Raw genomic sequence first — 26,059 nt, 5'->3', positions numbered from 1 at the left:
ATCCCCGGCCGCCCCTCCTGTAGAGATCCGCCCATGTTCGATCCAGTCAACGAGTCGTCGTTTCGTCTCGATGTAGCGGGCCTGTCCGACCCTTTCGAAGTCCTGGCCTTTACCGGTAGCGAAGCCCTCAGCGAAGCCTTTGCCTTCGAGATCGATGTGTTGATCGACGATCCGCATCTGGACCTCGCCGGCCTGCTTCACCGTTCGGCTTTCCTCTGTTTCGGGCCGTCAGGGGAGGGTGTGCACGGGCAATTGCAAAGCCTTGTCCAGCATGAGCACGGCACCGGCTTGCGCTTGAGCCGGGTCCGGCTGGGGCCGAAACTCGCCTGTCTGGCGCTGCGCCTGAGTCAGCGCATCTTTAGCGGTCGTTCGGTACCGCAGATCCTCGAACAAGTGCTCAGAGAGCACGGCATCGTCGGTAACCAGCGCCGTTTCGAACTGTGCGGCGAGTACCCGGCGCGCACGTTTTGCACGCAATACCGCGAGTCGGATCTGCAACTGCTGCAGCGTTTGTGCGCGCAGGCGCAGATTCATTATTACTTTGAGCATGAGCGCGACCGACATTGTGTGGTGTTCACCGATGATCCGGCGCACCTGCCACTGGCCGGTGCGGCGCGCTATCAATGCGAAGACGACGAGCCGTGCGTTTCACCGGCGCTGCGCCAATGGCAGTTGCGCAAGGCATTGCAGCCAGGACCGTCAGGTCTGCAAACCGTGCAGCACGCCGAAGGTTGCAGTGACCTGTCAACGTTGCGCTGCGGACGATGGCTGCGTCTGGCCGGCCATCCCTTTGCCGAATGCAATCGCCAATGGTTGCTGACGCGCGTTGAGCACCGCGCCGATCCCGCTCTCGAGCCGCCTTACACTAATCGCGTATTCGGCGCGGTGCAGTTGCCGAACCCATCACTGAGCACAATCTCGCGCGTGCGCATGCACAGCCTGCAACGGGCCTGGGTGGTGACGGTCGATGAGCCGCAGCCTGATCATCAGCGACCGGTGGCGGTGCAGTTCGACTGGCTCTATCAGGGCGAAGGCGCTGCTCCCAGTCATTGTTGGCTGCCACTGGCGCCCTCGCTGGCGCAGTCGTCCATGGCGACGCTGAACGACGGTGTCGAAGTGGTGGTGAGCTTCTTCGAGGGCGATCCGGATCAACCGATGATCAGCGGTGTGCTGCAGCCATCGTCCACTGCTGTCGGGCATGACGCTGATCCGCCACCGTTGCCCGACAGCCTGGAAAGTCACGGCCTGCAGCAACTGCTGATGTCCGCTGAGCCATTGCTGTTGCTATGCCTGATCCCCGGCGGTGGCAGTTTCAGTCATTGTGCGCAGGCGGTTTGCAGCTGTCGGCTGGTCACGGCGCTCGAACAGAGTGGCGCAACATGACTGGCGCCGAGCCCGAGGCGCAGTGGCTGTTGCTCGATAGTCTGGATGCACCGCAGGCCTTGCCGGTGTTGCGCCAGGCGTTCAGCGAAGTGCGCCGATTCAGTCTGTTCGATGGCACCGAGTTCGAGCCGGTCAGTGCACACGGGCCACTGCTGATCGATCTGAGCGAATGCCCGGCCCTGACTGCGCTGTGTCACCGCGACCCTAATACCTGGCGCGGGCTGTTGCTCGTCAGCGAGGCGCCGGTACAACAACTGCTCAGCCATTTGCAGCGCATGCTCACGGTATCGTTCGGCCTGAGCCACCGCGCCTTGCTCAGCTATTACAACCGGCAGACCGCGAGCTATTTTTTCGATGCCTGCGATGCTGCCGAACTGAGCCGCTGGCTCGGGCCGGTACGGCAGCTGCGCTGGTTCGGCGGCACCTGGGCCGACCGGGCGATCGGTAGCCAGGGCTGGCAACAGTTGCGCAATCCGGGGCTGTTGGTCGAGCCGCTGAACATCGAGCAAAGCCTGACCCGACGTCAGCGCGAGCGCCTGCAAACCTGTCTGCTGGAACAGCACACCTGGCGCTGGTGCCAATCGCTGGGAACCGAATACGCCACGATGGCCTCCCATGTTCAGCAAGGTCTGGCGCTGGGCTTCAGCGATCGCAGCGTGCTCGATGGCTGGTTGTGGCTACGCTTGTTGCATCCGCGTGCGGTGCTGGTGCCGCCGCCGGTGGGGCTGACCCAGCAAGAACGGCTTGACCATGTGCGGCGCCAGTGGCGCGGCGATCAGCCCTGAGATGAGGTTCGGCGCAGATGGCAGGTTTATTCCGGCAAGGGTTTGGCGCGACGCTTGGCAGCCTGTGGCTGCTCGCGCTGTGCGCGTGTTCGCCGGTGCAAGTGCTCAATGCACTGACGCCGGACGGCACCTATAGCAAAACCGCGGGCCTCGCTTATGGCGACGACCCGCGGCAGAAGCTCGATGTGTATGTGCCGCACACGTCATTGCCGGATGCGCCGGTGGTGGTGTTTTTCTATGGTGGCAGCTGGAACAGCGGTTCGCGGCGCGACTACGGTTTTGTCGGCGAAGCGCTGGCATCGAGAGGCATCGTCGCGGTGGTGGCGGATTACCGTTTGTATCCACAGGTGCGTTATCCGACGTTTCTTCAGGACGGCGCACGTGCCGTGGCTTGGGTTCGAACGCACATCGGTGAGTTTTCCGGCAACCCGCAAAACCTTTATCTGATGGGCCATAGCTCCGGCGCTTACAACGCGGCGATGCTCGCGCTGGACGGCGAGTGGCTGGCGGCGGTGGGCTTGGCGCCCACGGATTTGCGCGGCTGGATCGGACTGGCCGGGCCGTATGATTTTCTGCCGATCGAGAACCCGGCCGTGCGCCCGGTGTTCTTCTGGCCGGATTCACCGCCGCAGTCGCAGCCGATCAACCACGTCAGCCGCGGTGCGCCGCCTGCGCTGCTGATTGCGGCCCGTGAGGATGATCTGGTCAATCCGACGCGCAACACCGGCGGTCTTGCCGGCAAGCTGCGCGCCGCCGGCGTTCCGGTGCAGGATCTGTATTACGCGCGCCCCAACCACATCACATTGGTCGCGAGCCTGTCACGCCCGTTGCGACGCCTGGCGCCGGTGCTCGATCAGGTGGTCGGCTTCATCCGGCATACGCCGACTCAGTGAACGCCGCCGTTGAACCAGCCATCGTTGCGCTTGAGCCACCAGCCCTGCGTGCCGAGGGTGAGGCTGCGCAGCACCATGAACAGCAGGAACGATATCCACAGCCCGTGATTGCCCAGACCCTGCAACGCCCAGGCGAACGGCACGAGTAACACCACGGTAATCAGCATGCCGTTGCGCATCTCGCGCGCACGGGTCGCACCGATGAACAAGCCGTCGAGCAAATAGCTCCACACCGCAATCAGCGGCAGCACGGCGAGGTACGGCAGGTAGATGAATGCGGTGTTGCGCACGCTCTGGATGTTGGTCTGCATCTCGATGAACAAGTGCCCGCCGAGCAGAAACAGCACGGCAAAACCAAGGCTGGCGATCAGCGACCAGCCTCCGGCGACCACCAGCGAACGCCGCAGGGCGAGGCGGTCGCGGGCGCCGATGGCGTGGCCGCACAACGCTTCGACGGCATGGGCGAGGCCGTCGAGCGCATGAGCGGTCAGCAGCAAGCCGTTGAGCAACAGTGCATTGGCCGCCACGGTCGCATCGCCCAGTCGTGCGCCTTGCACGGTGATCATGAAAAACACCGATTGCAGCGCCAGACTGCGGATGAAAATGTCGCGGTTGACCGCCAGCAACGGGCGCCAGCTCTGCCATCGTTTCAATGCCGCCCAGACGATGTGCCCCGGATACGCGCGCAGCGCTTTGCGCGTCAGCAACAGGCCGAGCAGGGCGCCGCTCCATTCAGCAATCACCGAGGCCCGCGCCGAACCGACCACGCCCCAGTCCAGGCCCATGACAAACCACAGATTAAGCACAATGTTGATCAGGTTGGTGCTTAGCAGAATTGCCAGCGGCGCGCGGGCGTTCTGCGTGCCGAGGAACCAGCCGACCAGCGCATAACTGGCCAGCGCCGCGGGCAGGCCGAACAGCCGCGTGTGGAAGAATTCGCGAGTGAGTTGCTCCAGCTCCGCAGAAGGTTGCATGAAATGCAGCGCGAGCCCGCTCAACGGCACGCCCAATGCGCCTAGCAGAAGCGCCAGGCCCATCGCCAACAGCAAGCCCTGCAACAGGATCTGCCGCAACGCCGCGCCATCGCTGCGCCCGGCGGCCTGCGCCGCAAACCCAGTGGTGCCCATGCGCAGAAACCCCATGGCCCAGGCCAGAAACGTGTAAAGGCTGGCGCCCACCGCCACCGCGCCCAGTTGATGGGCGTGCGGCAAATGGCCAATGACCGTGCTGTCGACCAGCGCCACCAGCGGCACGGAGATATTAGAGAGGATCATCGGCGCGGCGAGCGCCCAGACCTTGCGGTGGGTCAGGCGGTCGCGCCAGTCGGCAATCAGAGTGGACATGCAGGCTCCTTTGAGGAGCGGGCATTGTAGCGACTCATGAGACTTGAAATGCGATCCACTGTAGGAGTGAGCCTGCTCGCGATAGCGGTGAGTCAGTCAAAAATGTTTCGAATGACCCACCGCTATCGCGAGCAGGCTCACGCCTACAGGTTTTGTGTTTTCAGTGAATAATCCAGCTGAGCAACCACAACCCCAGCAACAGCCAGATGATCCCGGCAATGATCGACGCATTCATGAACGCGCGAATCGCTGACCACAACAGCATCAAACCGACGATCAGCGCGATGATACTGATGATCGAAGTGTCCATCCCCAGCGTGCGTGAGAGCCCGTCGACGAAGTTGCCACCGGCATTGCTCAACAGGTTGAACAGGCCGCTGAGCCCATCGACGATAAAGCGGATCACTGAACCGAGCACCTGCCCGAGCCATTCGAAAAAGCTTTCTACCTGCATGTGTGCGTCCTGATGAAAGAGCTGAGCCTTGGGCCACAACGGTAGTGGCCGAGTTCCCTGCATCATAGAAGGTTTACTCAGTCGCTGTGGTTACTCAGTCCCCTGTGTGCGAGCTTGCTCGCGAAAGCGTCGTGTCAGTACCGGCAAGTGTTGAATGACTACCGCATTCGCGAGCAGGCTCGCTTCCACAATAGTTCACTTGCGACCCTTGCCTTCGGTGGGTATCCCCCCGAAGCTATACGCCTTCAGGAGAGCCCGATGAACCTTGTTGAACTGACCGAACGCCTGCACGCCATTCGTGACCGCAATGACTGGCGGCAATTTCATAGCCCGAAGAACCTGGCGATGGCCGCCAGCGTCGAGATGTCCGAACTGCTGGAAATCTTCCAGTGGCTGACCGAAGACCAGTCGCGCCAGTTGCCCGCCGACCAGCTTGCCCATGCGGGGCAGGAAGTCGGCGATATCGTCCTGTATCTGTTGTTGCTGTGCAGCGAGTTGGGGTTGGACATGAATGAAGTGGTGCGCGCCAAGCTCGCCGACAGCGAACGGCGGTTCAGCTGATGGGCGACCGGCATTTCGATCAGTTGGCGACGCGTTTCGCCGAAAAAATCTACGGTGGAGCCAAAGGCGCGATTCGCCTCGCGGTGTTGCAGGCCGATCTGGCCGAAGCGCTGCCGGAGCGTCCGTTGCGCGTGCTCGACATCGGTGGTGGGCTCGGCCATATGTCGCTGTGGCTGGCCGAACGCGGGCACGACGTCACGTTTACCGAGCCGGCTGAACCGATGCTCGAAGGCGCCCGCCAGCGTTTCGCCGATGCCGGGCAGCGCGCCACGTTCATTCAGGCACCGTGGCAAGCGCTGCCCGACCAGCTCAGCGAACCGTTCGATCTGGTGATCTGCCACGCCGTGCTCGAATGGCTGGCCGAGCCCCACGCAATCTTGCCGGTGCTGCATCAACTGACCCGGCCCGGCGGCTGGTTGTCGCTGGCGTTCTACAACCGCGACGCGCTGATTTACCGCAACCTGCTCAAAGGCCATTTCAAGAAAATGCGCAAGAACGTCATGGCTGGCGAAAAGCAGAGCCTGACCCCGCAGCAGCCGCTCGACCCGCGAGAATTGGCAACGCAACTCGACGGTCTGTGGCAGGTCGAAAGCCAGAGTGGCGTGCGGGTTTTTCACGATTACATGCCGGTGGAATTCCAGGCCCGCGCCGACCTTGCGGATTTGCTCGAGATGGAGCTCGCTCACCGCCGTCACCCAAGCTTTGCCGGGCTTGGGCGGTACTTGCACTGGATTTGCCGGCCGATCTGATCGGAGCGCGTCATGAAAGCTCAATCCGGGTTATTGCTCATGTGTCTGGGGTTGGCCGCCTGTCAGGGCAGCAACCCCTACGTGGCGCAATCGCGGCCGTTGCCGCCGGCACCGCCGCAAGCCGCCACCACCTTTGATCGCAGTGCCTATCCGGCGCCGCCGCGTGATTACGCGCGCTACCGCAGTTGGGCCTGGCGCAACGGCCAGCTGCCGCCGGGCACGGTGTGGGCGGATTCGGCGCAAGTCGCCGAAGCGGTCAGCAATGCTCTGGATCAGCGCGGTCTGCGCCCGTTGCGCGACAACCGCCCGGCGGATGTGCTGGTCAGCGCCCACCTGCGCATGGAAACCCGCTTGCGTCAGGTCCGGGACGACTATGGTTACGGTGGGTACGGCGGCTACGATCGTTACGGGCGCGGTTACGGCATGTACAACAGCGTGCCGATCGTGCGCACGTATCAAGAGCAGGTCGTGGTGATCGAGGTTGATCTGTTCGACGCCGGTAACGGTCAGCCGGTGTGGAGTGCCAGCGCCGAAACCGCCGCCACCGGTAATCAGATCGAGCGCAGTGATGCGATTCGCGAGGCTGTGGAGAAGGCCTTGGCGGCGTATCCTCCTGGTTGACTTCGCAGCATTCGCAACGCCCGCAGGTTCATGTCTTCAACCGGAGAAAAATCATGTTCTGCCGTCTCGCTTTACTGACCATCGTCGCACTGCTCAGCGCTTGCGCGGCTAACCAGGTCAATCACGATTTCGATGCCAGCCGCGACTTCGCTGTCTATCGCAGCTGGAGCTGGAAAGACCCCGCCCTGCAATATCGTCCTGACGATCCGCGGATCAAGAGCGACCTGACCGAGCAACGCATCCGCCAGGCGGTGGCCGATCAGCTCGATCAGCGCGGCTTGCGCCCGGCGCCTGCGGGCACCAAGGCTGACGTGAATGTGCAAACCTACCTGATCGTGGAGGATCGTCAGCAACAAGTGACGACCAACTATGGCGGCGGTTGGGGCGGCCCATGGAACGGCTATTGGGGCGCGCCGATGTACAACGAAACGCGCAACATCACCTACAAGGTGGCGACCATCCAGGTCGATTTGCTCGACGGCAAGGACGGCAAACTGGTGTGGCGCGGCAGCGACGAGCAGATGCTCGCCAGCCGGCCGAACCCGGAAGACCGCAGCAGTGCGATTCGCGAAACCGTGACGCGGATTCTGAGCAACTATCCGCCGCGTTGATCGGTAGTGAAAAGGAAGCCGCGGAGCTCCCTTTTACCTGCACACCCACTCCCTGCGGGAGTGAGCCTGCTCGCGATGCGGTGTGTCATTCAGCACTGATATGTCTGACACGGCCCCTTCGCGAGCAGGCTCGCTCCCACAGGGTTGTTTCTCTGTTCGCAAGGATGCGCAGCCTTCAGCCCCGTCTACACTCACCAGCACCCACAGGAGGTCAAGGCCAAGGAGTGCGCCATGTCACCTCGTTCGCGATTCAACGGTCCGGCCCGGCAACGCGGGGCGATCGGGTTGATGGCGGCGGCCACGCTCAGCCTGGCGGTGGTCATGCTGTTGCTGGTAGTCGACAGCGGTCGCTTGTACATGGAGCAACGCAAGTTGCAGCGCGTGGTCGACAACGCCGCGCTCGAAGCGGTCAGCCGTGGCGGCACTTGCCTGCCGGGCCTGAGCGCCGCCAATTACGCCGGGCAGAGCGCGCTGCGCAATGGCTATGTCGTCGACGCCAGCAACACCCTCGCCACCACCTGCGGCACCCTGCTCACGACGGCGGGCGGGCTGCGCACCTTCAGCGTGGATGCCACCCAAGCGGTCGCGGTGAAAGTCGCCGCCAGTCGCACCGTCACCCGCAGTGTTGCCGGCGGCGTACAGGCATTGTTCAGTGCCAACCCGGTCAGCCTGAACACCACGCTCAATGCCTCGGCAGTGGCTGCCAAGCCGCAGCCGACGGTGGCCCAGTTGAATATCCGCAGTAACCTGGCGACGATCGACACGGCGCAATCGAACCTCCTCAATCCCCTGTTTTCCGGCCTGCTGGGCGGTAACGTCAATCTCACCGCACTCGGTTGGGACGGCTTGCTCAACACCGATATCAACCTGTTGAAATACCTCGATCAGTTGGCGATCAACCTTAATGTCGCCGCCGGTAACTACACGCAATTGCTCAATACCCAGACCAGCGTCACGCAGCTGATTCAGGCGGCGGCGACGGTGGTGCAGGCCAACGGCGCGACCGCCCAGGTGGCCACTGCATTGGGTCAGTTGCAGGTGGCGGCGATCAACGCAGCACCGGTCAAACTCGGCGACATTCTGCAATTGCAGACCGGCACCACAGCGGCGGGGCTGGATGCCAATCTGCAATTGCTGCAACTGGTACAGGGCGTGGTGCAACTGGCCAACAGCAAGAGTGCGGTGGCGGCGACGCTGCCGGTCAGCGTGTTGGGGCTGGCGAACGTCACGGTGCGGGTCAAGGTGATCGAGCCGCCGCAGTTTTCGGCGATTGGCGATCCGGCGCGGGCCAAGCTCGACCCGCTGGGGGCCGACCGGATTTATGTGCGGACGGCGCAGGTGCGCACGATGCTTTCGGTAAATTTACCGGTGCTGTCCGGGGTGACTGGACTGACGAATGCGGTGCTTGGACTCGTGGGTGGTTTGACCCCGACGCTCAATCAGCTGCTAAATCTGAATCTGGTCGGCACGCTTAACTCAGCGCTGTGTCTGCTGGGCGCCGGTTGCGAGCAGCTTGATCCGCAATTGCTGGCATCGCCAAGGATCGACATCAGCCTCGACGCCGGCGGCGCGAAAAGTTACGTGACCGATTACAGCTGCCCGACAGGCACCAGCGGAACCAAGAGCCTGACCGCGCATACCGTCACTTCGCTGGCCGACCTCAAACTCGGCAAGATCGACCCGATCAACGCTTTTTCTTCCGCCGCCCAACCGACCGTCGCGCCGTTGCCATTGATCGATCTGGGCATCGTCACCTGTCACAAGATCCTCTTGCTCGGCACCTGTAATCCCGCCACTCACGTTCCGTTTGGGGCAGGGGGCATCGGCATCAAGCTCGATACCAGCGTCGCGCAGAGTTCCCGAGATCTGGTGTTCTCCAGCACCACGCCGTTCGCCACCCCGGCCAACCTGAAACTGCCGCCGAGCGTGCTGCCCGCTGTGCCGACCAGCAACATCGTCGGCAGCCTGTCGAACACGTTGGCGGGGATCAATCTGATCGTCTACCAACCCGTGGGTAGCAATCCGCTGGGCGCGATCGTCACCGGGGTCGCTTCGTTGATCAGTGATGTCACCAACCGTTTGCTGCCAGTGGTCACCAGCACCATCAGTCCGCTGCTTGACCCGTTGCTCAACAACCTGCTCAAAGGCCTGGGCATTAACCTGATGGACGTCAAAGTCGGTGCCAACATGACCTGCGGCCAGACCGGCAAGGCCTATCTGGTGATCTAGGCGTCGCTGACAATCGGCAGTTCGATGCAGAACCGTGCGCCCTCCGCCGAGTTGCGCACGCTCAAGCGGCCGCCCATGTTGTCGATGATGCCGTAGCTCACCGACAGCCCCAGCCCGGTGCCGACACCGATCGGCTTGGTGGTGAAAAACGGTTCGAAGATGCGTTCGAGCAGACGCGCATCGATGCCGCCGCCGTTATCCTCGACCCACAGCCGCACCTGCTGTTCATCGCGTTCGACGTACATCGATATCCATGGCTTGAACGCTGACTCCTTCTCACGCCGGCTCAGTAATGCGTCGCGCGCATTGACCATCAGGTTGATCAGCACTTGCTCCAGCTGATCGACGTAGCCGCGCACCTGAACCTCGAACGCGGTCTCGCTGATGCGCAGGTCGACGCCTTTGCCGCGCATGCCTTCGGCCAACAGCGACAGCGTGCCTTCGATCGCATAGGCGGGGTTGAACAGTTGCTGTTCGATTTCCGAGCGCCGGCCGAACACGCGCATGTGATCGACCACTTTCGCCGCACGCTGGACCTGCGCGTCGATGCGGCTGAGCTTGTCGGTCAGGTAGTCGATCTGCACGTCGCCGTTGCCCAGGCGTTTGAGCACATTGACGATGGCCATGCGCATCACGTTCAGCGGCTGGTTGATTTCGTGGGCCAGGCCGGTAGCCATTTCACCGAGGGTGGCCATTTTCGCACTTTGCGTGAGTTGCTGTTGGGAGCGGCGCAGCTCGGTGTTGTCACGGCCGACCGCTTGCACTTCGATCAAACGACCCTGTTCATCGAACACGCCGCGATCGGACCACACCCACCAGGCGTGTTCGCGGCCGGGCAATTGCAGGCTGATTTCCGCGGTGCTCAGCGGTTGCTCCGGGGTCAGCGCGGCGAGACGTTGAACGAACGCGCTGCGCTGCTCGTCGGACATCCAGTTGCCCAGATCGACTCCCGGCAAATCCTCCGGCCAGCACTCCAGATACGTCGCCAAAGGGCGGTTGCCGAAGGTCAGAATCAAGTCAGGTCGATAGCGGCAGATCATTGCCGGCGAGTCTTCGACCAGGATTCGGTAGCGTTCTTCACTGCTTTTCACTCGCTCGGCGGCCAGCGTCGCCTCGGTGACGTCCAGCCACAAACCCACCGCTTCGACCGGCAGGCCAAGGTCGTCGCGCAGCAGTCTGGCTTCGTCGAGCAGCCAGTGATAACTGCCGTCACGGTCACGCAGTCGATAACGCCCACGCACCGACCCTTCGCGCAGCAGCTGACGAGTACGTTCAAAATACAGGTCGTGGTCGTCAGGGTGGATCATTTCGATCAGCGCACCATCGCTGCAATCGGCCAGGCTCCAGCCGAGCAGCGGTTGCAGGCTGGCACTGAAAAACGTCGGGATCAGCGCGCCTTCGCGGTATTGCTGAACGTAAATCACCGCAGGCGAACTGGCGATAAGGTTGTCCAGCCGCGCATGCGCAGCCGCGGCGCGTTGCTGCTGGTTCTGGATGTCGCTGATATCGAGCATGAACCCGACCAGCCGCCGGTTGACGCCGCTGCCGCTGACCTGGCCTTGCACCCGGTACCACGTTGCGGGCTGCGCAGGTTCGCTGCCGGCCAGGCGCACCGACAGCGTCAGGGCTTCGCCGTGTTGCTGCAAGGCGTGCAATCGGCTGCGCAACTCGTCGCGATCGGCGGGATGGATCTGCGCCAGCCAGTCTTCAAGAGCGGGTTCGTCAATGTTCAGGTGCAGCGCGGCGGCTAGTGTGGGGGGCAGTTGTATGCGCTGCCGGTCGGCGAGAATCTCCCACCAACCGCTGCCCAACAGGGTTTGCAACACTTCGACGCGTTCCAGTTGTAGCTGATGCTGGTGTTCGCGCAGACGTCCCAGCAAGGGGCCGGCGAGGGCGCCGAGCAACGCCGTCCAGTCACGCTCGCTCAGGTACGGCGCGGCCGTCTCGACAGGGTAAAAAGCGCAAAGCAGCCAGGCGACCCCACCACGCTCATCGCTGTACGGCACCGCGAAACCTTCGGCATTGCCGAACAGTGCCTGCACCCGCGAGCGCTCATCGAAACCCGGCTGCCTGCCGATCCGCTGCGGCGCAGCGCTGCTGAGGCTATCAAGCGGCGTGCCGAGACGCTGGCCGTCGTCCCAGAGGTTCGGCGCATCGTGAGCGCGATACTGTCGATAAACCTGCCAGCCCTGTTCCTCATCATCGAGCAACGCCAGCGCTACACAAGGGATGTGCCAACGCTGCGCGATCACTTGCAGTTGTTCGCCGACTATTTCCGGCAAGCGCGTCTGGCTACACGCCCGCACCTGCTCGCTGATCCGCGCGGCGATCGATTGGCAATCGTCGCGCTGACGCGCTTGCTGGCGTTCGAGCAACAGATCGCCGATATCGATCAATTGCAGCAGCCAGCCTTCGCCCAGCGGCTGCACCCAACCCCGCAGGTGCAAGGTCTGCTCCCCGAGGCTGGGGAAATCCAGATCAAGCAAGAGGCCTTGCCACTCCTTCGGCCGACCTTCGATTGCCAGTGTGCTGTGCGCTTTTACATAGAGGCTCAGCGGCAAGGGCCTGTCGTGAGGTTTGTGCTGCACGAGCAAATGCCGTAGCGGCCCGGCCATTTGCACCACGTCTCCGTCGTCGTTGAGGTACAGATGCAAGCCACTGGCGGGCGAGCCGAGCGGGTCGGGCAATGGGTGAGCAGCGAATGTGGTGCGTTTGAGCAAACGCCCCAAAAATTTGTCGCCCGAGGTCAAAATTGCAGGCTCGAAGTGGCGGTCAGATGGCTGGGCAGACTGGGGACCGGGCCGATACCCGGCAGCACCAGAACCGGCATGACCTGATTCAACTTGCTGACCGGATAATCCACTCGCACCGTCAGCAGGCCGGTCGCGCTGTATTGGGCGCTGGTATCCACGCCGACCACCAGGTTGAAGACCGGCGGAATCCAGGACAATTGCTGAGTCAGCGTCGCATTTGCAGTGTTGATCACCACGGTTGAGTAGCCGGGGGTGTTCGGATCGACCGCAACACTGCGACGTACCGCTTCGGCCGTGGCCTGATTGAACGACTGCATCATCACCAGCGGCAGGCTGTAGCTGACCAGACCGTAAAACACCGCGAAAAAGATGATGAACACCAAAGCGAACTCAATCGCCACCGCACCTGTTTGCGACTTCCGGAAGGCGTATTTCATGAGTGCGTCTACCCTGACTGTCACTGCGTAGTATCAGCATAGAATCATTCAGCAAAAATGGACGGCTTTTAGCGAATGCACAGTCTTATCCTGTTGCTCTGGCTGGTGTTGTGCGCCGCGCAAGATGCGCGTCACCGACGCATCGCCAACATGCTCACTTTGGGGGCTGCTGTGTTGGCGCTGGTTTATCTGCTGGCAACCGGCACCACCTGGCTGGGTGCGGAAGCAGGGCAGGGCGGTTGGGCGGTTCTGATTGCACTCGCGCTGACATTGCCGGGTTTTTTCATTGGGCGCATGGGCGCCGCTGATGTGAAATTAATGACAGCTCTGGGCCTTGCGACAAACGGTCTGTTTATCCTTGGGGTGTTTATCGGCGCGGGCATCGCCAGCGTGGTCTGGCTTCTGCTGGCGCCAAGACTCTGGCTCCATATAAGTCAACGGCTTAGAGAACGTTTGCGATATCTGGCGCCAGACAAGTCAAAAAAGCTGCCATTTGCACCGTTCGTGCTGGTCGGTGCCCTGTCTGTTTTGCCATGGATTGATTGATCGCCAAGCGCCACTAGTCCTATGTACATAGTCGGAAAGTAGGTCTACTTTCAACTGGAACGGGTTATACCGCTGAAAGCTGGCAGTACAGGAATGGTCAGCTTTGGCCCAGGGCAATGGAGTGGCACGTGAACAAGCTTACGTCTACGGTGAAAATCCTCGTGGTCGACGATCAGCCATTGGTGGTCGAGGAACTGTGCGAATTTCTGGAAAGCAGCGGTTACCGCTGTGTGCCCTGCCAATCCAGTCTGCAGGCGATCGAGCGATTCAGTGAGGACGCCGGGATTGGCCTGGTGCTGAGCGATCTGCACATGCCGGACATGGATGGCATTCAGTTGATTCAGGAGTTGCAGCGGCTGGCAGGCAAGCATCGTGCGTTCGAGGCGATCATGCTCACCGGGCGTGCCGACAAGCAGGATGTGATCAAGGCGTTGCGTGCCGGGATTGCCGATTACTATCAGAAGCCTATCAATCTGGATGAGTTGCTTGAGGGCGTGCAGCGTCAGGAAGCGGCGCTGCAGGAGCGTCAGAAGAATCTGCACTTGGGTCATCTGAATCAGAAGTTACAGTTTCTGTCGGAGTCGATCGACGATCTTTATCAGGATCTGGACAAGGTGAGGCGCAATCCGGTAGTGGTGGCTCGCGATGGGGCGGGCGGTGAGCCTGACGGGGGCGAGGCGCAGGAGACGCCGGCGCTGTTCAGTCAGTTGTCGCCACGTCAGCTCGATGTGGCGCGATTGGTGGGCAAGGGGCAGACCAATTATCAGATTGCCTGTGAGTTGGGGATTACCGAGAACACGGTGAAGCTGTATGTGTCGCAGGTGTTGCGGTTGACACATATGCATAATCGTACGCAGTTGGCGTTGGCCTTGGCGCCCAGTGGTTCGGCGTTGCGGCAGCGGGTTACGGCGCATTGACCCTTGGCGGCCTCTGGGCCGACCAGGCTTTGGTTGTTTTTGGGTGTATATCCGTTTTTTGGGGTGTGGCGGCTGGCGGTTTCGCCCTTACGGCGAGTCCCTTTTTCAGACGCCAAAAAGGAACCAAAAGGCTTTGCTCCTGCGTTCGGCCCTCGCAGGCTCGGGTTCCTTCGCTCCGGGATCGATCCGGGCGCAGCGGCTACGGTTTGCTTCGCTGCACCTACGTCCGCTGTGTCTGGCTGCGCCAGACGGTCGCTGCGCTCCCACGCCCGGATCAATCCCTGCGCTCAGCCTTCCGATGTCGCTGGTTAGTCAAGATCAAGATCAAGAGCACGCGAGCTAACGCTCATTGTTGAGTGGTGAAAAGCGGTTGTTCGGCTTGGGATTTACGGTGGATTCGCCCCTCACCCCAGCCCTCTCCCTCTGGAGAGGGAGCCGATTGGTGTGCCGTTCAAAACTTGTGTTCGACTTGGTATTTCAGGTCGGCGTAGCGCTCGCATCCACCCCGGTCAGTCCCCTCTCCCTCCGGGAGAGGGCTAGGGTGAGGGGCTTTTGATTCTCAAAACTCGAGTACGACTCGATATCCCAAGTCGGCGAAGCTCTCGCATCCCCCGCGGTCAGTCCCCTCTCCTTCCGGGAGAGGGTTAGGGTGAGGGGCTTTTGATTTTCAAAACTCGAGTACTGACTGAACACACCCAATCCAAATGTAGGAGCGAGCCTGCTCGCGATAGCGTCCGCAAGCTCACCACCTCACTAATTCTTGGTCTCGACCTTCCCACCCGCATCCGGGTCATAAAAATCCGGGATCTCGTATTTGTACTTTTTCAACCAGCGCTGCATGGCGAGGTCGCGTTCGGTGGCGGTAGCTGTTTGCGGTTTTGGTGAGGCGACTTTGTTGCGGCTTTGCAGGAGCAGCCAGCCTTCGGTTTCCTGTTGTTGCGCCGAGGCGGGGCCGGCGTCGATGGCGGGGGCGCTGAGGGGCAGGGTGAGCAGGGTCAGGTAGCACAGGCCTTTGAGGGGATGCATGGCTGTCTCCTTATTTGAGGGCCGGCGGCAGTGGATCGGCCACGGCGGCGACCTGGTTGCCGGTGGTGGGTCTGGCTTTGGCCGGTGCTTTGAGTTGTTCTGCGCGTTGTTGGGCCTGGGTGAATTGTTCCGGGGTCAGTTTGGCGCGGCTGACGATCTCGGCGGCTTGCGGCCAGTCGTTCTGGTACAGCAGCAGGGTGACCATGTTCAGTGTCGCCAATTCGTTGTTCTGCTTGAGTTCGATGGCGGTGAGAAATTCGAAACGCGCGTCGTTGAGGCGCAATTGATTGAGGTAGACCACGCCGAGGTCGTTGCGGATTTTCTCGTCGGTGGGTGCGAGTCGGGCGGCGCGTTGCAGGTGGGCCTGGGCCTGGCCGTAGTCGCTGCGGGCGGCGTAGAGCTGGCCCAGGCCATGTTCGGCCTGGGCGGTCAGGCAGCCGCCGAGCAGGCTGCGATATAACGGCTCCGCCTCGCTGCGACCGAGCAGGCGGTAGACCTTGGCTTTGCGCAGGCGCACTTCGCTGAGGTTGTCCGGCAGGCTTTGCAGGTTGGCCAGGCTGGCGTGCAGTTTGCCGTCGTTGGCCAGATCGTCCGCCAGATTCAGCGCCAGTTCCTGCTCCTGGGTCATCTTGCTGCAACTGCTCGGTGACAGCAGCGCCGTCCACGGTGCCTGGCCGTCGGTGGCGCAACCGCCGAGCAGCAGCAGACTTGCCATGACTATCAGTATTTTCATCAAACGCTCTCCATGAGCCGAGGTCAGTTTGCGAACGCCCGGGCAATCGCGGTGAAGCCCGGGCCGGCAAGGACGATCAGCAAGGCCGGAAACAGAAACAGCATCATCACCACCGACATTTTTGCCGACATTTTGGAGATGTATTCCTGCAGGCGGGTCAGGCGTCGGTCATCCAGCAGTTGCTTGAGCGCCAGCAGCGATTTCATCGCGCCGCCGCCCTGGTGAATCAATTGTTCGAGGATCACACAGGTATCGCTGAACTCGTCGACGGCGAGCATCACCGCCGCTTTGTGCAGCTCCTGGCCGAGTTCCAGTCCGCTGTCGACCCGCGCCAGAATCAGGTGCAGTTCGCTGGTCAGTTCCGGCAGCAGTTTTTGCGCTTCGCTGCTCAGTACGCGCAGTGCCTGCTCCACCGCCATGCCGGATTCGAAGAGGATGCGCAGCAGCGGAATGAAGGTGGATATCTCCACGGCGAGGGTGCGCTGGCGTCGAGCCGCGGCGTAGGCGAGCACGCGTTTGGGCAGCAGATAACCGCCGCCGGTGGCGAGCATCGGTACGATCCAGCGATTGCCGGCCTGGGGGAAGAACACTTGCTGCAGAAAGATCGCCAGGACCAAAGTCAGCAACGGCGTGCCGATCTGGCAGGCGGCGTACAACGAGCGCTCGCTGGCACGGCGCCAGCCGAGGCGGTTGAGCAGGGTCTGGGTTTCGCTGTCGATGCTCACCGAGCGCTGGCCGAAGCGGCTGCTGCCGACTGCGCGCAGCCAACTGCCGAAACGGTTTTCGCGCACCAGTTGTCCTTGCAGGCGCTGGTTGACCTGCCGCACCCGGCGCCGCTCGACCAGCAGGTGATTGATCACCAGCAACAGCGCGCCAAGCAGCAGCATGAGTGCCGCGAGCCAGATCATCTCAGACGCTCCGCAACATGCGCCACAGCGCCAGGCTGCCGACCACTTGCAACGCGGCGGCGCTGATCAACATCTGCCGCCCGCCCGTATCATTCCACATGCCCAGCATGTAACCGGGATTGGTCAGCATGAAGTAACTCACCAACAGCAGCGGCAATGCGCCGAGCACCCAGGCGGTCATGCGTGTTTCGCCGGTCAGGGCGCGCAGTTGCCGCGCGCCTTGATCACGTTCGCGTATCAGTTTGATCAAGTTCTCCAGCAGCTCGCTGGCATTGCCGCCGTAGCGGTGATTGACCTTGAGGCCCAGAGCGAACATGCGCAGTTCGTCCTGTTCATACAGCTCGGCAAAATCGCTGACGGCGTCGGGCAGATTCACGCCCAATTGCACGTTGCGCTGCACCCGGCCCATGGCCTCTTTCAGCGGGTCGTCGCTGGCGTCGATGCTGCCCATCACCGCGTCGCTCAGGGTGCGTCCGGATTTCAGGCTGCGCACGGTGTGATCGAGCAGTTGCGGCAGTTGCTCGATCATGCGCTTGATCCGCCGCTGGTACAGAAAGGCGATGTACAGCCGCAACGCCAGTGGCGGCACGACCACCATCAGCAGCAGGCCGATCCAGTCGGCGAGCACATAACCCAAGCCCACGGCCACTGCCCACAGACTCAGCCACAGGCCGAAACGCTCGGTCGGGCGACCCAGTCCGGCGCGCAGAAACATCCGCTCCAGCCCGACCCAGAACGGTTTTTCCACAGCCAGGTGCGGTTGCCCGGCCGCCAGCCGGTTGAGGACTTTTTCCGTGGCGGTCTTGCGCAGGCCTTGCAGGAACAGGCGGATCGCCAGCCCCAGCAGGGTCAGGCAGACGAGGACCAGAATCAGCGGTGCCCACATGTTCGCAGCTCCTCGCCATCAGACCGGATGCGCATCAAAACGCAATTTGTCGCCGGCCGGATTCACTGCTTCGCGCAGAAAGCCAAAACCTGTGCGGCGATCGAGGCGGAACAGGGTGTTGGTGACGTAGACGTCTTCGCGAATGCCGACCACCTCAACCACTTCGCTGACGCAGCGGCGCCCGTCGGGCATACGTGTCAGCTGGATGATCACGTCGAGGGCGGCGCAGATCATCTGACGCAGAGTGCGTTCGGCGATCGAACGGCCGGTCAGACCGACCAGGGTTTCCAGGCGCAGCAACGCATCCTGAGCATTGTTGGCGTGCACGGTACTCATCGAACCGTCATGGCCGGTGTTCATCGCGGTGAGCACATCGACCACTTCAACGCCGCGAATCTCGCCGAGGATGATCCGGTCCGGGCGCATGCGCAGGGCGTTGCGAATCAGGTCGCTGGCCTTCACTTCACCATGCCCTTCGGCATTTGGCGGACGGGTTTCCAGACGCACCACATGCGGGTGGCCGAGCTGCAATTCGGCGACGTCCTCAATGGTCACCAGACGTTCGTGGGGGTTGATCAACTGGCTGAGAATGTTCAGCAGCGTGGTCTTGCCGGTGCCGGTGCCGCCGCTGATGAGGATGTTGCAGCGCTTGCCGACCGCGTTCTGAAAAAACTCGAAGATCGCCAGGTCGATGGTCTGCATCGCCATCAGGTCGCTGCTCTTGAGCATGTCCTTGCGAAATTTGCGAATCGACAGACACGGCCCGTCGAGGGCGATCGGCGGAATGATCGCATTGACTCGACTGCCATCGGGCAGACGCGCATCGACCATCGGCGAAGACTCATCGAGGCGCCTCCCGAGCGGCGCCAGAATCCGCTGCATGACCCGTTCGACGTGATGTGCATCGATAAAACGCAAATCGCTTTGATGCAGCACGCCGTCGCGTTCGATGAATACCCGATGCGGGCCGTTGACCAGAATCTCGGTCACCGATGGGTCGCGCAGCAGCACTTCCAGCGGGCCGAAACCGGTGAGTTCGTCGACGATTTCTTCCGCCAGCCGCTCCATTTCATAGCGGGAAATCGCCAGGTGCAGACGGGCGATGTACTCGGCGACCTTGTCAGTGACGAATTGCGCGAGCTGCTGCCGCGAGCCTTCCAGCAGGTTTTTTCCCGACTCCTCGAGGGCATCGATGATGTAGCGATGCAGCACCAGTTTCAGGCCTTCGTGATCGCTGTTGCCGTTGCCAGTGCGCGGGGCGGCGCCGAACAGTTTTTCTGTGCTCATGAGCTGCCTCGCAAGCGGTCGAACCAGGTGACTTTGGTTTTCGTCAGACCCTCGGAGCGTTTCGCCAAGCGCTCGCCGAGGGCGCGCAGGTTCTGCGTGAGTTTCTCGCGCGGGGCCAGTTCGAACAGGCTGACGCCCTGGTTTTTTGCGTTCAGGCGCACTTCCGGGGTCAGGGCGAGGGTGGCAATCACTTCGAGGTTGAAGGTCTTGCCGAGGGTTTCCGCGTTCGGCGCGACGCTGCTCAGGTAGCGGTCAATCAACAAGCGACCGTGGTCGAGCTTCATGCCTTTTTCGCGCCACAGATTGAGCACGGCGAGGTTGCGCCGACAGTTGAGGATGTTTTGGTCGGTGTACCAGAGCAACTTGTCGCAGTGGCTGACAAAGGTGCGCAGCGCTTCGCTGTCGCTCTGCCCGGTGAGGTTCACGACGATGTGCTGGAAATGCTGACGCAGGGCGCTGAGCAACATGTACAGCTCGGCGGCGCTGGTGTTTTCCAGCGGCTCGTCATTGCTTGCATAGGCGAGGATGCGCAGGCCGGCTTCGGTGCTGGTGAAGGCGCTGTCGATCAGTGTCGCGTCGAGCCGGCGCAAGTGGCGCAAGGCATCGCCAAAATGAAACGAACTCTCCAGCCCGAGCAGGGCCAGGCTGTCACCGCGCGGCAGACCGAGGTCGAGCAGCAAGGTTTGCTGACCGCTTTTTTGCACCACCAGCGCCATGTGGTTGGCCAACAGCGCGCCGTCAGAACTGCTCTGCACCCCGTACATCACCGTCAGCCCGCCCAGTTGCGTGTTCGGCGCCACTGGCGGCAGGCGTTTGCTCAAGCGCCGCACCAGCCCGGCGACCTCACTGGAGCGCGAGCCGTAGGCGACAAAATCCCGCGCGCCGGCGCGCATGGCATTGAGCACAAGCTGATTGTCCATGCCGTCGCCGAGGGCAACGATTGCCAGCATCGGTTTGGCCTCCAGCGCGCCTTCGATGAGTGCACTCTGCGCGACCACATGTTCACGATCGAGACCGACAAACACCAGGCTGGCGAACGTGACGTCGACCAGTGCCAGCAATTCGTCGAGGCTGCCGCCACCGGCGCTGACCACTTGGCCGAGCGGCGCGAGCGCACCTTGCAGCCACTCCAGGTCAGTGCTGTTGCGGGTGATGGCGAGGAAGGTCTGGCTGAGGTTCTGGCTCATTGCGATAACCCGCTGCGCTTGTCGAAATTGCCGTTCTCAAGGAAAAACATGCGGTAGAAATTCGGGTCGTAGTTGCGCAGTTTTTCTCCCGGCAACGACGGCAATTGCGCGTCCGCCGCCAGTGGCTGCACCAGATGCGGCGTGACGATCATCAGCAGCTCGCGCTCTTCGCGCTTGATCTGCGAGCCTTTGAAAAACGCACCGAGCACCGGGATGTCGCCCAGGCCGGGAAACTTGTTCACCTGCGAGCTGTTGGTGGTGCTGATCAAACCGCTGATCACAAAACTTTCGCCATCGCCCAGCGACACGCTGGTGTCGGTGCGACGGATGGTCAGCGCGGGCACAGTGGTGCCGGCGATGTTCACCGCGTTGGCGAAGTCCAGTTCGCTGACTTCCGGGGCGACCTTCAGGGCGATGCGATCGCGGCCGATGATGGTCGGCGTCAGGGTCAGGCGGATGCCGAATTCCTTGTACTCGATCGACACGTTGTCGCTTCCGGAACTGGGCACTGGAATCGGGATTTCACCGCCAGCAAGAAAGCTCGCGCTCTGCCCGTTCAGCGCCACCAGACTCGGGCGGGCGAGGGTGTAGGCAAAGCCACTGGTTTCCAGCGCATTGATGATTGCCATGGTCTTGCCGCCGACCCACGAGAAATTGAACAGCGAGTTATCCACCGGCAGGCGTGGCTGCGGCACCCCGTCAATCGGCGGCAGGGTGCCGGGAGAGCCGAAAAGAAAATTGCCGCGCGTGCCGATCAGCGAGGCGGTGGCTTCCTTGAGTTTGGTCCGGCTGACTTCGACAAAACGAATATCTGTTTGCACCTGTGACGGCAGGCTTGGATCGTCTGAAGGCAGGCTGCCGGTCATCGCCGCAGTGGCGGCGCCTTGCACAAACACCATGCTCTGGCGCGGCTCACTTGAACAGGCCGTCCAGACCATCAGGCTGGTAGCACCGGGCGTCACGCCGGTGAGCAAGAATGACGAACTGCCGTTGGCGTGCACGTCGGCGATTTTCGGATCGCCGATCGCCAGACGGGTGATCGCCACGGGCGACTGCACATCCTGCTGAAAGCCTTCGCCGATCTCGATCACCGGCGGCAACCGGCCGAGGGTCGAGCAACTGCCAACGGCCGCTGATGCCGCACCCGTCGACAATCCCATCACCATCAAGACGCGGAGCATGTGTTTCCCTGTCGACCTGCAACGACTCTGCATGCACCTGGATCCTTGTGCTGTCATGGGTTTTGTTGGCTGAGCTGATTGCCACGGATGATTTCCACTGGCGGGCGTGCGCTACCGGCGGGCCCGACGCCGGATGGCGCTTTCGCGGCGGCGCCCATGGCCAGTTGAGTGAACTGGAAAAGTTGACTATTGGCGTTGTCGAGGTGCGCGGAGGACTGTTGTTCGCCGGCCCAATATCGGGCCAGACGTTGTTCTTCGCTGCTGCGCACGGCCAGGCGCAAGGTGCCGGCCTGGGTGGCGAGCATCAGGCGGCTGAGCAGTTGCTGCGGCACCGCGAGCACCACGGTGCGCGCAGCGAGTCGGCGTTGATCCTGTTTGAATCTGTCTTCGGCGCTGAGCGCCGGTGTGGCCGGTTGGCCGTCGTTGGTCAGGCCGTACTGCTCACCAACGCCGAGCACGCGCATCGCCGGCAGGACTATCTGCGCCGACTGTTGTGGGTTGCTGGCGTCCTGACGCAGATACAGCAACACATCGACGTAATCGCCCGGCAGCAATTGCCCGGCCGCGCCAATCACTTCGTCAACTGCCACGGTCAGCGCGCGCTCATCGCTGCGGATCATCCGCGCCAGCGTGCCGCCGGCGCTGAAACTTTCATCGTTGAGCCAGGTGCCCGCGCTCAAGGAACGCCAGGGTGTGCGACCGATGGCCTGATCGACACTGCTCAAGCTACCGGCCGGTGCGCTGCGCAATTTTTCCACTGTCACATCTGTCGCCGTCAGCGCGGTGAAGGGCGGCACATCGTGCAGCAGCACCACCACCGGTTGACGAGTCTGGTCTTCGGCGGTCGCGACAGTGTTTTCAACGCTGACCGCCGGGGCGATCGGTGCTTGCGCGACGGGGGCTGGCTGTCGACTGAGGACCAGCCCCCAATAACCGACAAAAATGGCACCCAGCAAAAGAATGGCGGCAAGGGCCATGGTGACGCGACTGTTCATGACGGCTCTCCCTTTCCTGCTGCACTACCCATCGCACTTGCTAACGAGAGAAATTCCCAGTCCGGCAGCTGTGAACATGCAACTATTTCGCTATTTGCACGCTAGCTGATCCACACAAAAGCGCCATTAATGACAGGCAAATAACCCACTAAAGTATGGGCCTTGGCCAATTAACAGCAGGAAATGGCTTGGAGAGAGGAGGATTAATGCTTTGTGATTAATCCGTTCTTACAGTTGTTGGGCGGGGGTTTGTTGACAATGCTCAGGTTGCACGGTGGAACCTTGCCGCGGTGGTGATGTCGGCGCCAGAGGCGCGAAGGAGCAGGCGTATGTTGGGCATGAATCTGGAATATCTGATGGCCAAGGCCCGTTTGTTGTTCAAGAGCGAGGAGGGTGCTTCGGCGATCGAATATGCGATTGTCGTGGCGATGGTCGCGGTGGTGGTTGTGGCGTTTGTTACCCCATTGGGCGACCGGGTGCTGGCGATCTTTAACAACGTGCTGACCACTTTGGGTGGGACCGCTGTGGCTCGGCCAACACCTTGAACGCGGCGTTGGTCGCCGTTGGCTGATCTCGGGCTACACTCCGGTTTACTTTCCGTTTTCAGGGATCGCCCATGACTTCCTTCCCTATGCCCCGTCAACAGTTGCTTCTGGTTGACGATGAAGAGGACGCGTTGCTGGAGTTGGCGGAGTTGCTGGAGGGGGAGGGTTTTGTCTGTCATACCGCGACGTCGGTGAAGCTGGCGTTGCATCATCTGACCCGGCATCCGGATATTGCTTTGGTGATTACTGATCTGCGCATGCCGGAGGAGTCGGGGATGTCGCTGATCCGGCGCTTGCGTGAGCATACTTCTCGGGAACATTTGCCGGTGATTGTGATGTCGGGGCATGCGGATATGGAGGATGTCAGCGATATGTTGCGGTTGCAGGTGCTGGATCTGTTTCGCAAGCCGATTTATCACGTTCGGCTTTTTGAGACTTTGGATAATTTGTTTCCCAAGGTTCGGGGGAGGTGAACGCGGCGGCCTGTGGGCCGACCGGGCTTTGGTTGGTTTTGGGTGTATATCCGTTTTTTTGGGGGTTGCGGCTGGCGGTTTCGCCCTTACGGCGAGTCCCTTTTTCAGACGCCAAAAAGGAACCAAAAGGCTTTGCTCCTGCGTTCGGCCCTCGCAGGCTCGGGTCCCTTCGCTCCGGGATCGGTCCGGGCGCAGCGGCTACGGTTTGCTGCGCTGCACCTACGTCCGCTGTGTCTGGCTGCGCCAGACGGTCGCTGCGCTCCCACGCCCGGATCAATCCCTCCACTCAGCCTTCCGATGTCGCTGGTTAGGCAAGATCAAAAGCACTCGAGCTAACGCTCATTGTTGAGTGGTTAGAAGCGGTTGTTCGGCTTGGGATTTGTGGTTTATTCGCCCCTCACCCCAGCCCTCTCCCCCTGGAGAGGGAGCCGATCTGCGTTGGCTTTGAAATCGTGTACGACTCGGTATTTCACGTCGGCGTATCCCTCACATCCACCTCGGTCAGTCCCCTCTCCCTCCGGGAGAGGGCTAGGGTGAGGGTCGGCTTTTGGCTACCAGGCCTGATCCGCGAGATCACCGCGTTCATCGCCAGCAGGCTGCCTCCCACTGCTCACGCACCGATCATGAAATCAGCGCAAAACCTGTGGGAGCTGGCTTGCCAGCGATAGCGGCCTCACAGCCACCTAACCTCTAACTGAAAAAGCACACAGTCCAATTGTAGGAGTGAGCCTGCTCGCGATGGCGTCCTCACAGCCGCCCGATATTTTCCAGAACCCACCCACTCCATTTGTGGGAGCGAGCCTGCTCGCGAATACGGCAGGTCAGCCAAAACAGTTTTCGCCTCTGCCCCCTCTCGCGAACATCCTCTCCCCCTACAACTGATAACTGAAACTAACGCTATACCGCGGTTTGCGATTCAACGTGTCCAGCGCTTCATCGGACATGGCCTTGGCCACTTCCAGCGATATGTTGTAGTACCTGGCGTCGCCAAACCTTAGCCCGATGGCGGTCGAGGACAGGTTGTTGGCTTGCACCGGCAATTGGTTGAACCAGCTGCGTGAGCGGTCGAGTACGACGTACGGTTGCAGGATGCGTAGCCAGTTGCCGGCGCGGTTGAAGCTGTAGTTGACCTCGTACGCCACGCCCCAGCCCTTGTCGCCGGAGGCCTGGTCGTCGGGGTAGCCGCGGCCGAAATTCTGGCCGCCGAATACCGCGCGTTCGCTGTCGGGCAGCGTGTCGTCGCTCCAGTACAGCGCGGCCGAGAGGACGCCTTGCCAGTTGTCGAGGAATTTATCGCTCTGCACGCCAGACAGACGTACGCGGAAGAAGTCCAGGTCGATGTCGTCGTAGTTGGTGTGCGCGCCGAGGCTGTCGAAGCCTTGGTAGACGCCGGCGCTGAGGATGCGCAGTTGGCGGGCGTCGGCCTTGCGCCAGTCGCCTTCGAAGGCGAGGGCGCGTACGTCGGTGCGCAACTCGGTGCTGAACGGGAAGTTGATGCCGTCGTAGCGGGTCTTGTCGTCGACCGCATAGAGGCGTGAGCCGGCGGTCAGCAGTTCGTTGGCGGAGGCGATCAGCGGCATGCTGAAACCGATCGAGTAGCGGTCGTTTTCGCGATGGGTACTGAGTCGTCCGCCGCCATTGACCAGCACTTCGGTGTCGGGATCGGCGCGGTAGCGAGAGGCCGAGAGGTTCAGTTGTGTGCCTTCGCTGTCGAGGAACTGGCTGTAGTCGAGTCGGTAGTAATGCTCTTTGTCATCGCCCGGTGGAAACAGGCCGCTGAGGCTCAATTGCTCGCCCAGCGACGTCTGCGAATTGCTGCTGACGCCGAGCAGGGCCTGGGGGCCGTTGCGGTTGTCTTCGGTGGTGCTCAGGGTGCTGGTGAACGGTTTGCGGCTGGCCTGGGCGATCAGCGTGGTGGCGCCATCGGTGGTGCCCGGAGGCGGCACCTGGGCCTGGATCGTCACGCCGGGGATGCGCGTCATCAGCGTGGTGTAGCGCTCGAAGGTCTTGCGGGTCAGCGGACGTTCGGCCTGGATTTTCGCCGCCAGTTTGTCGAGCAGGCCTTTGACCCGGCCGACGTCGCCCTGCATCTGGATATCGCGCACATAGCCCTCCACCAGCACTACCCGGGCGACGCCGTCGTTGAAGTTCTGTTGCGGCAAAAAAGCGTAGGACAGCAGGTAGCCGTCCTGTTGATAGCGACGGGTGATGTTGCGCGTGACTTCGATCAGGTCGGCGAGGCTGGTCTGCCGACCAATCAGCGGTTTGTAGACTTCGGCCAGTTCGTTGAGCGGATAGATCGTGCCGCCTTCGATCTGTACGGTCTTCAGGTTGACTTTGGTTTCCATCAGCAAGGGCTGCGCGGCAGTCGCACCGGGGTCCGGCACTTGTAGCGGCGTGGCGCTCGGGCGATAGGCGTCGGCCGGCAGGTTCGGCTGGGGCAGGTTGCGGATGGTTTCGTTGCTGTTGAGAAAGCTGGGCAGGGTGTCGGCGAAGGCGGTGGAGGTGAGGCTGAGCAGCAGCAGGGATGCCATTACGCGCATAGGACACTCCATG

General features: G+C 61.8%; 25 protein-coding genes. 12 read left to right on the top strand and 13 right to left on the bottom strand.

All coding sequences use genetic code 11. The annotated features are described in order from the left end of the window. Window positions 1-33: 33 nt before the first annotated feature. Genes V6F91_RS13110 through V6F91_RS13100 form a run of 3 tightly spaced genes read left to right on the top strand, consistent with a single transcriptional unit; the run spans window position 34 to window position 3,061 of the window. Entirely contained in the window at window positions 34-1,383 is a 1,350-nt protein-coding gene (locus V6F91_RS13110) for a type VI secretion system Vgr family protein (protein WP_332765027.1), read from the top strand. Beyond that, a complete protein-coding gene (locus V6F91_RS13105) occupies window positions 1,380-2,168 on the top strand; it encodes a DUF4123 domain-containing protein (RefSeq protein ID WP_332765025.1) in 789 nt (262 codons plus the stop codon). The genes V6F91_RS13110 and V6F91_RS13105 overlap by 4 nt, the downstream gene beginning before the upstream one ends. A 17-nt stretch (window positions 2,169-2,185) precedes the next feature. Then, complete coding sequence (locus V6F91_RS13100) at window positions 2,186-3,061, top strand: alpha/beta hydrolase (protein ID WP_332765023.1); 876 nt, start codon at window positions 2,186-2,188, stop codon at window positions 3,059-3,061. On the opposite strand, the gene V6F91_RS13095 is transcribed toward V6F91_RS13100, so the two are convergent. Together V6F91_RS13095 and V6F91_RS13090 are read right to left on the bottom strand one after the other, a co-directional pair. Further along, entirely contained in the window at window positions 3,055-4,404 is a 1,350-nt protein-coding gene (locus tag V6F91_RS13095; RefSeq protein ID WP_332765021.1) for an MATE family efflux transporter, read from the bottom strand. The two genes, V6F91_RS13100 and V6F91_RS13095, sit on opposite strands and share 7 nt — an antisense overlap. Window positions 4,405-4,564: 160 nt before the next feature. Then, complete coding sequence (locus tag V6F91_RS13090) at window positions 4,565-4,858, bottom strand: hypothetical protein (protein ID WP_090281091.1); 294 nt, start codon at window positions 4,856-4,858, stop codon at window positions 4,565-4,567. A 258-nt stretch (window positions 4,859-5,116) separates the two neighbouring features. Here V6F91_RS13090 and V6F91_RS13085 point away from each other — a divergent pair, with 258 nt between their 5' ends. From V6F91_RS13085 to V6F91_RS13065, 5 genes are all read left to right on the top strand, one after another. Then, entirely contained in the window at window positions 5,117-5,419 is a 303-nt protein-coding gene (locus tag V6F91_RS13085; protein WP_332765019.1) for a MazG-like family protein, read from the top strand. Further along, window positions 5,419-6,168, top strand: a complete 750-nt coding sequence (locus V6F91_RS13080; protein ID WP_208938874.1) for a methyltransferase — start codon at window positions 5,419-5,421, stop codon at window positions 6,166-6,168. The genes V6F91_RS13085 and V6F91_RS13080 overlap by 1 nt, the downstream gene beginning before the upstream one ends. A 12-nt stretch (window positions 6,169-6,180) precedes the next feature. Then, window positions 6,181-6,789, top strand: coding sequence for a DUF4136 domain-containing protein (locus V6F91_RS13075; protein ID WP_332765014.1), 609 nt, complete (start codon window positions 6,181-6,183; stop codon window positions 6,787-6,789). A gap of 53 nt (window positions 6,790-6,842) precedes the next feature. Continuing rightward, window positions 6,843-7,400: a DUF4136 domain-containing protein gene (locus V6F91_RS13070; RefSeq protein ID WP_332765012.1), complete on the top strand. Its 558-nt coding sequence runs from the start codon at window positions 6,843-6,845 to the stop codon at window positions 7,398-7,400. 231 nt (window positions 7,401-7,631) lie between these two features. Next, on the top strand, window positions 7,632-9,629 hold the full coding sequence (locus V6F91_RS13065) for a pilus assembly protein TadG-related protein (protein ID WP_332765010.1): 1,998 nt from the start codon (window positions 7,632-7,634) through the stop codon (window positions 9,627-9,629). Here the strand turns inward: V6F91_RS13065 and V6F91_RS13060 are convergent. After that, a complete protein-coding gene (locus V6F91_RS13060) occupies window positions 9,626-12,379 on the bottom strand; it encodes a PAS domain-containing sensor histidine kinase (RefSeq protein ID WP_332765008.1) in 2,754 nt (917 codons plus the stop codon). The two genes, V6F91_RS13065 and V6F91_RS13060, sit on opposite strands and share 4 nt — an antisense overlap. Further along, on the bottom strand, window positions 12,376-12,819 hold the full coding sequence (locus V6F91_RS13055; RefSeq protein ID WP_332765006.1) for a TadE/TadG family type IV pilus assembly protein: 444 nt from the start codon (window positions 12,817-12,819) through the stop codon (window positions 12,376-12,378). The genes V6F91_RS13060 and V6F91_RS13055 overlap by 4 nt, the downstream gene beginning before the upstream one ends. A gap of 75 nt (window positions 12,820-12,894) precedes the next feature. On the opposite strand from V6F91_RS13055, the gene V6F91_RS13050 reads away from it, so the two are divergent. Beyond that, window positions 12,895-13,365, top strand: a complete 471-nt coding sequence (locus V6F91_RS13050) for an A24 family peptidase (protein WP_332765004.1) — start codon at window positions 12,895-12,897, stop codon at window positions 13,363-13,365. 128 nt (window positions 13,366-13,493) lie between these two features. Further along, window positions 13,494-14,282: a response regulator transcription factor gene (locus V6F91_RS13045; protein WP_332765002.1), complete on the top strand. Its 789-nt coding sequence runs from the start codon at window positions 13,494-13,496 to the stop codon at window positions 14,280-14,282. Between the two features lie 753 nt (window positions 14,283-15,035). On the opposite strand, the gene V6F91_RS13040 is transcribed toward V6F91_RS13045, so the two are convergent. The 8 genes from V6F91_RS13040 to cpaB are packed head-to-tail and all read right to left on the bottom strand — an operon-like array spanning window position 15,036 to window position 22,485. Next, window positions 15,036-15,308, bottom strand: a complete 273-nt coding sequence (locus tag V6F91_RS13040) for a DUF3613 domain-containing protein (RefSeq protein WP_332765000.1) — start codon at window positions 15,306-15,308, stop codon at window positions 15,036-15,038. A gap of 10 nt (window positions 15,309-15,318) precedes the next feature. Beyond that, entirely contained in the window at window positions 15,319-16,041 is a 723-nt protein-coding gene (locus V6F91_RS13035; protein WP_332764999.1) for a hypothetical protein, read from the bottom strand. Window positions 16,042-16,064: 23 nt separating this feature from the next. Continuing rightward, window positions 16,065-16,949, bottom strand: coding sequence for a type II secretion system F family protein (locus tag V6F91_RS13030; RefSeq protein ID WP_332764998.1), 885 nt, complete (start codon window positions 16,947-16,949; stop codon window positions 16,065-16,067). A gap of 1 nt (window position 16,950) precedes the next feature. Then, window positions 16,951-17,835 (bottom strand): type II secretion system F family protein, encoded by an 885-nt coding sequence (locus V6F91_RS13025; protein ID WP_332764996.1) that lies wholly within the window; start codon window positions 17,833-17,835, stop codon window positions 16,951-16,953. Between the two features lie 18 nt (window positions 17,836-17,853). After that, complete coding sequence (locus V6F91_RS13020) at window positions 17,854-19,122, bottom strand: CpaF family protein (protein ID WP_332764994.1); 1,269 nt, start codon at window positions 19,120-19,122, stop codon at window positions 17,854-17,856. Then, complete coding sequence (locus V6F91_RS13015; protein ID WP_332764992.1) at window positions 19,119-20,309, bottom strand: pilus assembly protein; 1,191 nt, start codon at window positions 20,307-20,309, stop codon at window positions 19,119-19,121. The genes V6F91_RS13020 and V6F91_RS13015 overlap by 4 nt, the downstream gene beginning before the upstream one ends. After that, window positions 20,306-21,523, bottom strand: coding sequence for a type II and III secretion system protein family protein (locus V6F91_RS13010; protein ID WP_332764990.1), 1,218 nt, complete (start codon window positions 21,521-21,523; stop codon window positions 20,306-20,308). The genes V6F91_RS13015 and V6F91_RS13010 overlap by 4 nt, the downstream gene beginning before the upstream one ends. Window positions 21,524-21,543: 20 nt before the next feature. Next, on the bottom strand, window positions 21,544-22,485 hold the full coding sequence (gene cpaB, locus V6F91_RS13005) for a Flp pilus assembly protein CpaB (RefSeq protein ID WP_332764988.1): 942 nt from the start codon (window positions 22,483-22,485) through the stop codon (window positions 21,544-21,546). Between the two features lie 338 nt (window positions 22,486-22,823). Between cpaB and V6F91_RS13000 the strand changes: the two genes are divergently transcribed. Together V6F91_RS13000 and V6F91_RS12995 are read left to right on the top strand one after the other, a co-directional pair. After that, window positions 22,824-23,030, top strand: a complete 207-nt coding sequence (locus tag V6F91_RS13000; protein ID WP_332765872.1) for a Flp family type IVb pilin — start codon at window positions 22,824-22,826, stop codon at window positions 23,028-23,030. Between the two features lie 71 nt (window positions 23,031-23,101). Next, window positions 23,102-23,503 (top strand): response regulator, encoded by a 402-nt coding sequence (locus tag V6F91_RS12995; protein WP_332764986.1) that lies wholly within the window; start codon window positions 23,102-23,104, stop codon window positions 23,501-23,503. An 872-nt stretch (window positions 23,504-24,375) separates the two neighbouring features. Here the strand turns inward: V6F91_RS12995 and V6F91_RS12990 are convergent. After that, complete coding sequence (locus V6F91_RS12990) at window positions 24,376-26,046, bottom strand: ShlB/FhaC/HecB family hemolysin secretion/activation protein (protein ID WP_332764984.1); 1,671 nt, start codon at window positions 26,044-26,046, stop codon at window positions 24,376-24,378. Window positions 26,047-26,059: the final 13 nt, after the last annotated feature.

Origin of the sequence: Pseudomonas koreensis, assembly GCF_036668835.1 — a bacterium.
Taxonomy (GTDB): Bacteria; Pseudomonadota; Gammaproteobacteria; order Pseudomonadales; family Pseudomonadaceae; genus Aquipseudomonas; species Aquipseudomonas koreensis_I.
Note: the sequence above shows the minus strand (reverse complement) of the source record. Positions and strands in the feature narration are given on the sequence as shown.